Genomic DNA, 12,062 nt, shown 5'->3' with positions numbered 1-12,062 from the left:
GCCCCTACTCGGCGCCCACCCGGCCGGCTCCCCACTCCACCCGCGGTCCTTCGACCGCGGGTGCGCCGTGCGGGTCCGGCCGGGTGTGTACCTGTGCCAGGGCGACCCGGTCAGGCGCCCCGTCGAGCACCCCGCCCGACGGATCGTCGGACCCGTCGCGCCGCACGGGGTCCTTCTCCGGCACCAGGACGTCCCTGACGATCAGGGCGCACAGGTAGAGCGTTCCCAGCAGGTGCAGGGCGATCGCGACCTGGTAGCCCTCCTGGGGCAGTCCCTGGTGCTTGTCGCCGCTCGTGGTGTACGCGAGGTAGAACCAGATCCCCAGGAAGTACATGACCTCGCAGGCCTGCCAGACGAGGAAGTCCCGCCAGCGGGGCCTGGCCAGCGCTGCCAGCGGGATCAGCCACAGCACGTACTGCGGTGAATAGACCTTGTTCGTCAGGATGAAGGCCGCCACCACCAGGAACGCCAGCTGGGCGAACCGCGGGCGGTGCGGGGCGGCCAGGGCGAGACCGGCGATTCCCGCGCAGAGCACGATCATCATCAGGACGGACGCCGTGTTCACCGTGTCGACGTCGATGGGCCTGCCGGTGCGCTGGGTGATGATCAGCCAGAACGAGCCGTAGTCGATCTGCCGTTCCTGGCTGAACGTGTAGAACTTCTTCCACCCCTCGGGGGCGTACGCCATGACCGGAAGGTTCACCAGCAGCCAGGAAGCCGCCGCTCCGAAGAGCGCGGCCCCGTAGGCACGCCACTTCCCCGCCCGCCAGCACAGGACCAGCAGGGGTCCGAGGAGCAGCACGGGGTAGAGCTTCGCGGCGGTCGCCAGGCCGATGAGGATGCCGAAGGCGAGGTTCCTGCCCCGGGACCACATGAGCATCGCGGCGGCCGTCAGCGCGATGGCCAGCAGGTCCCAGTTGATCGTCGCGGTGAGCGCGAGCGCCGGAGCCAGGGCGACCAGCAGGGCGTCCCACGGGCGGCGCCGGTGCGTGCGGGCGACACAGACGACGAGGATCACCGCGCAGATCATCAGCATGCCCGCGTTGGCCATCCAGTACATCTGCTCCCGCTGCTGGATGGGATCCGACGAGGACGTCAGCGTCAGCCAGGAGGCGATCTGCATGAACAGGCCGGTCAGTACGGGGTACTCCAGGTAGGCCATGTCGCCGCTGAGCCGGTCGGCGTACGGCACGAGGCCGTCGGCGAAGCCGCGCCCGACGAACAGGTGCGGGATGTCGGAGTAGCAGGCGTGCGTGTACTGCGAACTGGTGCCGCGGAACCACGCCCAGTCGTAGCAGGGGATCTTCTGCACCATGCCGAGCGCGAACATCCCGATCATCACGAGCACGATGACGCGCACCGGCGTGAGCGGCCCCGTCCCGAACCGCGCCCAGCGGCCCGCGGGTCCGCCGATCAGCTCGCTGCCCGCCGCGGCGATCTCGTCCTGTCGCGTAGGCGGTACGACGGACGGCTCCTGGTGCACGCTCGTGTCTTCTGCGCTTGGCATGCCGCACATCCTGCCGTACGCCGCTGTGTGGGGGTGTGGGCCGCGTGCGGGACACACGAGGGCCGCCGGCACCTTGTGGGTGCCGGCGGCCCTCGTCCTGCGTGTCCGGGGCCCCGACCGGGTCCCCTGAGGGCGGTGGAGCCGCCCTCGGTGGTGCTATCCGCCGCCTCCGATGAACCCGCCGTTGCCGTTGCCGTTGCCGTTGGACGTACCGTCCGTCGTGCCTTCGGTGGTCCCGCCGTCGGTGGTCCCGCCGTCGGTGGTCCCGCCGTCGGTAGTACCGCCGTCGGTAGTACCGCCGTCGGTATTACCGCCGTCCGAGGATCCGTCTGTGGTCCCGCCGTTCTGGTTGTTCTTGCACTCCCAGTCGAGCGGTGCACACGTCTCGCTCGGCGTGGGGGACGGGGAGGACGGGGTGGGCGAGGGGCTCTCGGGCATCTCGCTGGACGCCGAGGGCGAAGGCGTCGGGCTGGGCGTCGGGCTGGGGCTGGCCGCGCCGCCTCCGTAGACGAGGTCACCGAGGGGCTCCGGCTTGGGGAAGGGCTTGACCTTCGTGCCCTTCACCGCTTCGGCCATGTAGTCGTGCCAGATCTGCGCGGGGAACGAGGCACCGTGGATCTTCTCCTCGCCACCCGTCCCGAACATCTCCAGGAACTCGCGGTTCTTCTTCGTCTCGTCGTCGTCCAGCCGGAACATGCTGACGGCCGTGGACAGCTGTGGCGTGTAGCCGACGAACCAGGCCGACTTGTTTCCGTCGGTGGTACCGGTCTTGCCGGCCACGTCACGCCCCTCCAGCTGGGCAGGCGTACCGGTCCCGTTCTCGACGACGTTCTTCAGCACGTCGGTGACGTTGTCCGCGATCGCGCTCGAGAACGCGGGCTTGGTCACCGTCTTGTGCTGGTAGATGACCGTGCCCTCGTGCTTCACCTCGGTCACCGAGAAGGGCTCGCGCTGCTTGCCGCTGGTGGCGAAGGTGGCGTACGCGCCCGCCATTCGAATGGCACTCGGCGAGGAGGTACCGATGGAGAACGAGGGGTAGTTCGAGTCCGCCAGATACTGGTCGTCGCGCAGACCCGCGTCGAGGGCGGCCTGCTTCACCTTGTCGGTGCCGACGTCCATGCCGAGCTGGACGTACGGGGAGTTCGCCGACTCCTGCATGGCGTACCGCAGGGTGATCGGCCCGTAGTTGTGGTCCCCGTCGTTGGTCTGGCGCCACTCGTTCTGGTCCTTGTCGCGCCAGACCTCGCCGTTGTACCGCTTGATCTGCAGCTTGTTGTCACCGTTGTACACGCTCTTCGGTGAGACGAGGGTGCGCTCCGACTCACTCTGCTGCTCGGCGCCGTCGGGATCACGCTTCCCGTACTGCATCGCGGCCGCCAGCACGAACGGCTTGAAGGTCGAACCGACCTGTGCACCGGTCGCGTCGGCGTTGTTGGTGTAGTGCTCCGTCGCGTCCTGGCCGCCGTACGTGGCGACGATGGCGCCCGTCTCGGTGTCCACCGACGCACCGCCGAACTCGACGTGCGAGTCCAGGTCGGGGCGCTTTTCCTCGTCGATCTTTTCCTCGTACACACGCGAGATCGACTTCTCGAGCTGCTCGACCTTGTTCTTGTCGAAGGTCGTGTGGATCTCGTAGCCGCCGAGGGCCAGCTCCTTCTCGGTGATGTTCTGGTCGTTGTGCGCCAGGAAGTACTTCGTGGCGAGGTCGACCAGGTAACCGGTCTGGCCGCCCAGCTTGGCGTCCGCCTTCTTGGGCAGCGGCATCGGGAAGGTCTTGAACTTGGCACGCTCCGCCGCGCTCAGCCGGCCGTCCTTGACCTCCTCGTCGAGGATCCACTTCCAGCGTGCCTTCGCCCGCTCGGTGTTCTTCTCCTTCGTGGCCTGCACCGGGTCGACATCGGGAGCACCCGCGGGGTCGTAGTAGCTCGCGCCCTTGAGCAGCGTCGCCAGGAAGGCGCACTCGCTCGCGTTCAGTTCCTGGGCGTCCTTGTTGTAGTACGTACGGGCCGCGGCCTGAAGTCCGGAAGCGCCCCGGCCGTAGTAGGAGACGTTGAGATACCCCGCCATGACCTCCTTCTTCGGCACCGTTTCGCCTACCTTGAGCGTGATGAAGAGCTCCTTGAACTTCCGGCTCAGGGTCTGGTCCTGGGTCAGGCGCGAGTTCTTCACGTACTGCTGGGTGATCGTCGAACCACCCTGTGTCTCACCGCCCTTGGCCATGTTCCAGACGGCGCGGGCGATACCCATGGGGTCGATGCCCCGGTCGGTCTCGAACGACTTGTTCTCTGCCGAGATGACGGCGTTCCGCATCGCTTCGGGGATCTGGGCGTACTCGATCTCCTGGCGGTTGACGGACCCGCCCGTGGCGACCATCTCGGTGTTGTCGGCCCAGTAGTAGACGTTGTTCTGGGCCTTGGCGAGGTCGTTGATCTCGGGCGGCACCACCAGCGCGTACGCGATGCCGGCCGCACCCATCATGAGTCCCAGGAAGCCCAGGCACAGTCCGGAGACCAGCCTCCACGAGGGCACCCAGCGGCGGTAGCCGTACTTGCCGGCCCTCGGGTAGTCGATGAAACGCTTCTTGCCGGAGTCACCGCGACCACGGCCGCGGCCTTCGTGACCGGCACTGTCGCCGGCCCCCCGCCGCCTGCCCCCGCCACGCTGGGCGGCGCGACGGGCCTCGGCGCGTCCTCCGTACGTCGGCTCCTCGCCGTGCGCTTCGGAAGGTGATGCTGACGTTGCTCTGCGTGACGCATCGGTGCGACGTCCGGCAGGCTGTTGGGCGGCTCGTCTGGCCGCTGCGCGCCCGCCACCTTGCGGTTGCGGCGCTTTGCGACGGTGCTCGCTCATGGAACGACTACTCCTCGGGCAGGCGAGAGCGCCTGGAAGCGGCAGTTGAGATCCGGTCCCCCCGAATTACGGACAAGCCCTGCGGAAGGCTCACCCGCAGTACATCCGGCAGTCCGCGATGACTGACGCTCGGCGGCGTCTCACGGTTCCCGGTGGTCTGCATGCCGCACAGACTACGCACGGTCAAAAACCTCCGGGGACCGAACTTCACCCCAAATAACGCAAGTCGCTCCCTATGAATCCTTGATGTGACGCCGCTCACGAACCGCCCCCTTGTCGAACATCACGAGCCGATCTATCGTGCTGATGTATCGAGTCGATACATCAGCACGGCATAAGGTGGGCCCATCGGCCCTGCGGCAGCAGCAGGCGAAGGAGGAGGCGAAGGTGAGCAGACGCTCCGGCATCCTCGAATTCGCCGTACTCGGCCTGCTCCGCGAGTCCCCTATGCACGGGTACGAGCTGCGCAAGCGCCTCAACACCTCGCTGGGGATCTTCCGTGCCTTCAGCTACGGCACCCTCTATCCCTGCCTCAAGACGCTGGTGGCCAGCGGCTGGTTGATCGAGGAGCCGGGGAGCGTTCCGGCGCCGCCCGCCACGGGCCGTGGGGTCGCACCCGCGTCCTCGCTGGCCGGGCGCCGCGCCAAGATCGTCTACCGGCTGACGGCGGAAGGTAAGGAGCACTTCGAGGAGTTGCTCTCGCACACCGGCCCGGACGCCTGGGAGGACGAGCACTTCGCTGCTCGCTTCGCCTTCTTCGGCCAGACGGAGCGCGAGGTGCGCATGCGCGTCCTCGAAGGCCGCCGCAGCAGGCTGGAGGAGCGCCTCGAAAAGATGCGCGCCTCTCTTGCCCGGACCCGTGAACGACTCGACGACTACACGCTTGAGCTGCAGCGACACGGCATGGAGTCCGTGGAGCGCGAAGTGCGCTGGCTGAACGAGCTCATCGAGAGTGAGCGTTCGGGGCGGGATCAGCGACGATCCTCACCCGAGAGCTCCTCTCAAGAAGACACCACAGGAGAGACGGGCGGCCTGCCCCGGCACCGGGACCACACCCGGCCGGATCCGTCCGACGACACCAAGTGAAACCCCCGCGGAGCCGCAAGGCGCCCACGGGGAACACCGAGAACACACAGGGAGCAATCGGCATGGGTTCGGTTCGCGTAGCCATCGTCGGCGTGGGCAACTGCGCCGCCTCACTGGTGCAGGGCGTCGAGTACTACAAGGACGCCGATCCGGCCGGCAAGGTGCCCGGTCTGATGCACGTGCAGTTCGGCGACTACCACGTGAGCGACGTCGAGTTCGTCGCCGCCTTCGACGTCGACGCGAAGAAGGTCGGCCTCGACCTCGCGGACGCCATCGGCGCCAGCGAGAACAACACCATCAAGATCGCCGACGTGCCGAACACGGGCGTGACCGTTCAGCGCGGCCACACCCACGACGGCCTGGGCAAGTACTACCGCGAGACGATCGAGGAGTCCACCGAGGCCCCCGTCGACATCGTCCAGATCCTGAAGGACAAGCAGGTCGACGTCCTCGTCTGCTACCTGCCCGTCGGTTCCGAGGTCGCTGCGAAGTTCTACGCGCAGTGCGCCATCGACGCCAAGGTCGCTTTCGTCAACGCCCTCCCGGTCTTCATCGCCGGCACCAAGGAGTGGGCGGACAAGTTCACCGAGGCCGGTGTCCCGATCGTCGGCGACGACATCAAGTCCCAGGTGGGCGCCACCATCACGCACCGCGTGATGGCGAAGCTCTTCGAGGACCGCGGTGTCATCCTGGACCGCACCATGCAGCTGAACGTCGGCGGCAACATGGACTTCAAGAACATGCTCGAGCGTGAGCGCCTGGAGTCCAAGAAGATCTCGAAGACGCAGGCCGTCACCTCGCAGATCCGTGACCGCGAGCTCGGTGCGGACAACGTCCACATCGGCCCCTCGGACTACGTGGCCTGGCTGGACGACCGCAAGTGGGCGTACGTGCGCCTCGAGGGCCGCGCCTTCGGTGACGTTCCGCTGAACCTCGAGTACAAGCTCGAGGTGTGGGACTCCCCGAACTCGGCCGGTGTCATCATCGACGCCGTCCGCGCAGCGAAGATCGCCAAGGACCGCGGCATCGGCGGCCCGATCCTCTCGGCCTCCTCGTACTTCATGAAGTCCCCGCCGGTCCAGTACTTCGACGACGAGGCCCGCGAGAACGTCGAGAAGTTCATCGCTGGCGACGTCGAGCGCTGATCCAGCCGCTCACCGCTTCTTCGTGTGGGGGGTCCCGGGGCGATGCGCCCCGGGACCCCCCACATGTGTGACCCTTGCCCACATGCCTGTCGTGCGTGATCTGGGCGTACTCCTGCGCCTTCGGAACTTCCGCCGCCTGCTCGCCGTACGACTTCTCTCGCAGTCGGCCGACGGCGTCTATCAGGTCGCGCTCGCCACCTACGTCGTCTTCTCCCCCGAGAATCAGGCGACCCCGGGGGCCATCGCCTCGGCCATGGCCGTGCTGCTGCTCCCGTACTCGCTGATCGGACCCTTCGCCGGAGTCCTGCTCGACCGTTGGCCACGCCGCCAGGTCTTCCTGTACGGGAACCTGTTGCGCGCCGGCCTGGCCTGCTGCACGGCTCTGCTGCTCCTGAGCTCCGTCCCGGACTGGCTCTTCTACGCCTCGGCCCTCTGCGTCACCGCCGTGAATCGCTTCGTGCTGGCCGGTCTTTCCGCAGCGCTCCCTCGCGTGGTCGACGCCGACCGGCTCGTCCTCGCCAACTCCCTCTCCCCGACGGCCGGCACGCTTGCGGCGACAGCCGGTGGAGGGCTGGCTCTGGCCATCCGGCTGCTGACCGACGGGTCCGACGCCGCCGTGGTCCTGCTGGGGGCGGCTCTGTACCTGCTCTCGGCGCTGGCCTCCCTCACCCTGCCCCGTGCGCTTCTCGGGCCCGACCTGAGCCGGCACCACGTGCGCCTGCGGGAGGCACTGGCCACCACCGCACGCGGACTGGTCGCGGGGTTGCGCCATCTGGCCGAGCGGCGGGACGCGGCCCACGCGCTGGCCGCCATGACGGTGATGCGTTTCTGCTACGGGGCGCTCACCGTCATGGTGCTGATGCTGTGCCGCTACGCCTGGTCCGACAGCGAGTCCGACGGCCTGGCTCTGCTCGGTCTGGCGCTCGGCACCTCGGCCGCCGGGTACTTCGTCGCCGCGCTGATCACCCCCTGGGCCGTGAGCCGCTTCGGACGCTACGGCTGGATGGCGGGCTGTGCCGGATCGGCCGCTGTGCTGGAGCCGACCCTGGGGCTGCCGTTCGCTCCCGTACCGATGCTGGCGGCAGCCTTCGTCCTCGGGCTCATCACCCAGGGAGCGAAGATCGCGACGGACACCGAGGTACAGACCTCCGTCGACGACGCCTATCGCGGCCGGGTCTTCTCGCTCTACGACGTCCTGTTCAACGTCGCCTTCGTCGCGGCGGCGGCCATGTCCGCCCTCGCCCTGCCCGCTGACGGGCGGTCGGTGGTCGTGGTACTCACCGTGGCGACTCTGTACGCGACCGTCTCGGTGGCGCTGCTGCACTGGCGGCGCGCGGGCGTCACGCTCCAGCGCACGGGCACCGAGGAATGAGTGAGGGGCGTTGTTTCACGTGAAACAACGCCCCTCGTCTCTTGCTCTCCGGCCTTGGCTTCGCTCCCGGCGCCGCGCTGATGTTTCACGTGAAACATGCCGGGAGGCCAGCGCTTGCCGCGGCGGCTTCAGTCCTGAGCAGCCCACCACTCCTTGAGGGCCGCCACTGCGGCATCGTGCTCCATGGGCCCGTTCTCCAGTCGCAGTTCCAGCAGGAAGGTGTAGGCCCTGCCGATCACAGGCCCGGGCGCCACACCGAGGATCCGCATGATCTCGTTGCCGTCCAGGTCGGGCCGGATCGCGTCCAGCTCCTCCTGCTCCTGCAACTGCGCGATGCGCTCCTCGAGCCCGTCATAGGTGCGCGACAGAGCATTCGCCTTGCGCTTGTTCCGTGTCGTGCAGTCCGAGCGCGTCAGCTTGTGCAGCCGCTCCAGCAACGGCCCAGCGTCGCGCACATACCTGCGCACGGCGGAGTCGGTCCATTCGCCGTCGCCGTACCCGTGGAAGCGCAGATGCAGCTCCACCAGCTTCGAGACGTCCTTGACCATGTCGTTGGAGTACTTGAGCTCCGTCATCCGCTTCTTGGCCATCTTCGCCCCCACGACTTCGTGGTGGTGGAAGGAGACACGGCCGTCCTTCTCGAAGCGGCGAGTCCGGGGCTTGCCGATGTCGTGGAGCAGCGCGGCGAGGCGCAGGACGAGGTCCGGGCCTCCCTCCTCGAGATCGATGGCCTGCTCCAGGACGGTCAGGGAGTGCTCGTAGACGTCCTTGTGACGGTGATGCTCGTCACTCTCCAGGCGCAGCGCGGGAAGCTCCGGCAGCACCTGATCGGCCAGGCCGGTGTCCACGAGCAGGCCCAGGCCCTTGCGGGGGTGGGCGGAGAGCAGGAGCTTGTTGAGCTCCTCACGGACGCGTTCCGCGGAGACGATCTCGATGCGTCCCGCCATGTCCGTCATCGCCTTGACGACGTCGGGGGCGACCTCGAAGTCCAGCTGGGCCGCGAAGCGGGCGGCGCGCAGCATGCGCAGCGGATCGTCGGAGAAGGACTCCTCGGGGGTGCCGGGAGTACGCAGGACGCGCTGCGCGAGGTCATCGAGACCGCCGTGCGGGTCGATGAACTCCTTCTGCGGCAGCGCGACGGCCATGGCGTTGACCGTGAAGTCGCGGCGCACGAGGTCGTCCTCGATCGAGTCGCCGTAGGACACCTCGGGTTTGCGCGAGGTTCGGTCATAGGCCTCCGACCGGTAGGTCGTGACCTCGATCTGGTAGCCGTCCTTCTGCGAGCCGACGGTGCCGAAGGCGATTCCGACCTCCCACACCGAGTCGGCCCAGGGGCGGACGATCTTGAGGACGTCCTCCGGGCGGGCATCGGTCGTGAAGTCGAGGTCGTTCCCGAGCCTGCCGAGCAACGCATCGCGGACCGATCCTCCGACCAGCGCGAGACCGAACCCGGCCTCCTGGAATCGGCGGGCGAGGTCGTCGGCGACCGGGGACACCCGCAGTAGTTCGCTGACTGCGCGGTGCTGCACCTGACTCAGTGCACGGGGGCTGTCTTCGTTGGCGTTCGGCACAACAGAAAAGGGTACGTGCACCGACCGGCCCGGGCGTCATCGTTTCCCGCCGCCCTGCGAGACTCTCCCGATCATGTGACGCGGACCCCGGCACTGAGCAGTCGGGCACCTCGTTACCATGCGGGGACGCAGAGACCGGCGAGACCGGTACCAGCTGACGACGACGAGGGACGGATACGCGTGGCCGAGGCGGCAGACTTTCAGGGGATGACTCCCTCCCCTGCCCGCCGGTGGCTCCGGCGCACAGCCTCCTTGATCGTCGGTGCGCCGCTGATCGCCGGCCTCCTCGCCGGCCCGGCGGCCCCCTCCGCTCATGCCGGGGCGGCTGCCAAGGCCCCCACCGGCTCACGCACCGTCGACGTGTCCCTGGACACGCTCTCGCCCAGCGCACCCGTCGAAGGCGACACCCTCAGTGTCTCCGGGACGCTGACGAACAAGGGCAAGAAGACGATCACGGACGCCGAGGTCGACCTGCGCGTCGGGCCGAGGCTGTCCGGCAGGGCGGCGATCGACGAGGCGGCCGGACGCACCGGTTACCAGCCTGGCAGCGACCCGGCCAAGCTCGGCGGCTCCTCCACGGTGGAGATCGCCAAGCTCGCTTCAGGTGTCAGCCAGGACTTCACGCTCGCCGTCCCGGTGGACAAGCTGGATCTGGACGAGGAGGGCGTCTACCAGCTCGGTGTATCGGTCACCGGCAGGACCACGGACTACGCCTACGACCAGGTCCTGGGCATCCAGCGGACCTTCCTTCCGTGGCAGCCCGAGGACACCGGGAGCAAGACCAGGCTGACGTTCCTCTGGCCCCTGATCGCCTCGGCTCACGTCACCGCCGAGACAGGGTCCGACGAACAGCAGACCCCCGTGTTCGCCAACGACGACCTGGCCCTCGAACTCGCTCCGGGCGGCCGGCTGGAGCAGCTGGTGGCACTGGGCCGTCAGCTCCCCGTGACCTGGGTGATCGACCCGGACCTGCTGGCCTCCGTCGACGCGATGACGAAGAACTACCGCGTGCGGGTCGGTGACACGACGGTCGCGGGGACGAACCAGGCCATCGCCAAGAAGTGGCTCACGGCCCTGGAGGCGGCCGTCAAGGACGGGAAGGTGGTGGCGCTGCCGTTCGCCGACCCCGATCTCGCCTCCATCGCCCACCGCGGGAAGAACGTCTCGGGGACGCTGAGCCATCTGCAGACGGCCACCGAGGTGGCGAGCACGACCGTCGAGACCGTCCTGCACGTGAAGCCGTCCACCGACTTCGCGTGGCCGGTCGACGGCGCGATCGATCCCTCGGTGGTCGACGTCGCCACCTCGGCCGGCGCCCACAAGGTGATCGCCCGCAGCGACAGCCTCGAGGAGACCGGAGGGCTGCTCTACACACCGACCGCGGCCCGGCCGATCGGTGGTGGCACCACCGCGGTCGTCTCCGACCACCGGCTCTCCACGGCGTTCACAGGCGAGATGGCCAAGGCCGGCAACTCCACGCTCGCTGTCCAGAAGTTCCTCGCACAGACCCTGGCCCTGACCGAACAGGCACCGGACAACGAGCGCAGCATCGTCGTGGCGCCGCAGCGTACGCCCACGGCCGCCCAGGCACAGAGCATGGCGCGAGCCCTCCAGGCACTCGACGCGGAGCGCTGGACCCAGCCCCTGGATCTGACGGCGGCGGCCGAACAGAAGCCGGACGCCAGGGCGACCACGAAGGTGCCCCGGTCGTCCCAGTACCCCAAGAAGCTGCGCAGCCAGGAGCTGCCCACCCAGGCGTTCCAGGACATCCGGACCACGCAGGGCTCGCTCGACAGCTTCCAGGTCATCCTCACCCAGCCGGACCGGGTGGTGACGCCGTTCGGCAACGCGATCAACCGCTCCGTGTCGACGTCGTGGCGCGGCAAGCCGCTGGAGGCACAGCAGTACCGCGACGCGGTCCGCACCTACCTTCAGGGCCTCACCAACGAGGTGCAGCTGATCGCGAAGTCGGATGTAACCCTCTCCGGACGCAGCGCGACGATTCCGGTGACCGTGCAGAACAAGCTGGTCCAGGGTGTCGACAACCTCGTGCTCCGGCTGACGTCGGGCAACGCCACCCGCCTCAAGCTCAACGGGGGCGGCGCCGTCGCCGAGCTGCCGGTCACGATCGCGGGCGGGCACAGCCAGTCCGTGAAGTTCGACGCCGCCGCCAACGCGAACGGGCAGGCGCAGGTCACGGCGCGGCTCTTCACCGCGGACGGAGCGCCGTACGGCGAGGAGATGACCTTCACGGTCAAGGTCTCCGAGGTCACACCGACCGTGCTTCTCGTCATCGCGGGCGGGCTGCTGCTGCTGGTGCTGGCAGGTATCAGGATGTACACCCACCGCAAGCGCAGTGCCGCGGGCGGGACGGGCGACGCCGGTGGGAACGACGACGGTGAACCCGAGCAGCCGAGTGACCCGACCCCGGACACCGGTCCGGTGAGCGAGGCCCCGTCGGGCCCGGGTGAGAAAGTGGACCGTTGAGCGATGTCTGTCGGGGCCGGTCGGCCGGGGACGATGAGGTGGGG

7 protein-coding genes are annotated in these 12,062 nt (G+C 68.3%); 4 read left to right on the top strand and 3 right to left on the bottom strand.

What is annotated here, in order from left to right:
• Window positions 1-4: 4 nt before the first annotated feature.
• Complete coding sequence (locus ACFY8O_RS20155; protein ID WP_387904196.1) at window positions 5-1,507, bottom strand: glycosyltransferase family 87 protein; 1,503 nt, start codon at window positions 1,505-1,507, stop codon at window positions 5-7.
• A gap of 156 nt (window positions 1,508-1,663) precedes the next feature.
• Window positions 1,664-4,357 carry a transglycosylase domain-containing protein gene (locus tag ACFY8O_RS20150; protein ID WP_387904194.1) on the bottom strand — a complete coding sequence of 898 codons (2,694 nt, stop codon included), beginning with the start codon at window positions 4,355-4,357 and terminating at the stop codon, window positions 1,664-1,666.
• A gap of 387 nt (window positions 4,358-4,744) precedes the next feature.
• Here ACFY8O_RS20150 and ACFY8O_RS20145 point away from each other — a divergent pair, with 387 nt between their 5' ends.
• The 3 genes from ACFY8O_RS20145 (at window position 4,745) to ACFY8O_RS20135 (ending at window position 7,960) form a co-directional block, all read left to right on the top strand.
• Complete coding sequence (locus ACFY8O_RS20145) at window positions 4,745-5,443, top strand: PadR family transcriptional regulator (RefSeq protein WP_145807986.1); 699 nt, start codon at window positions 4,745-4,747, stop codon at window positions 5,441-5,443.
• Window positions 5,444-5,505: 62 nt separating this feature from the next.
• Window positions 5,506-6,588 (top strand): inositol-3-phosphate synthase, encoded by a 1,083-nt coding sequence (locus ACFY8O_RS20140; protein WP_387904191.1) that lies wholly within the window; start codon window positions 5,506-5,508, stop codon window positions 6,586-6,588.
• Window positions 6,589-6,670: 82 nt separating this feature from the next.
• Entirely contained in the window at window positions 6,671-7,960 is a 1,290-nt protein-coding gene (locus ACFY8O_RS20135) for an MFS transporter (protein WP_387904189.1), read from the top strand.
• A 128-nt stretch (window positions 7,961-8,088) separates the two neighbouring features.
• Here the strand turns inward: ACFY8O_RS20135 and ACFY8O_RS20130 are convergent, their stop codons facing one another.
• Window positions 8,089-9,531, bottom strand: coding sequence for a CCA tRNA nucleotidyltransferase (locus ACFY8O_RS20130; protein WP_145807992.1), 1,443 nt, complete (start codon window positions 9,529-9,531; stop codon window positions 8,089-8,091).
• A 180-nt stretch (window positions 9,532-9,711) separates the two neighbouring features.
• Here ACFY8O_RS20130 and ACFY8O_RS20125 point away from each other — a divergent pair, with 180 nt between their 5' ends.
• Window positions 9,712-12,018 (top strand): DUF6049 family protein, encoded by a 2,307-nt coding sequence (locus ACFY8O_RS20125; protein ID WP_387904187.1) that lies wholly within the window; start codon window positions 9,712-9,714, stop codon window positions 12,016-12,018.
• The last annotated feature ends 44 nt before the right edge of the window (window positions 12,019-12,062 follow it).

The organism is Streptomyces argenteolus (assembly GCF_042902585.1).
GTDB classification, from domain to species: Bacteria; Actinomycetota; Actinomycetes; order Streptomycetales; family Streptomycetaceae; genus Streptomyces; species Streptomyces argenteolus.
Note: the sequence above shows the minus strand (reverse complement) of the source record. Positions and strands in the feature narration are given on the sequence as shown.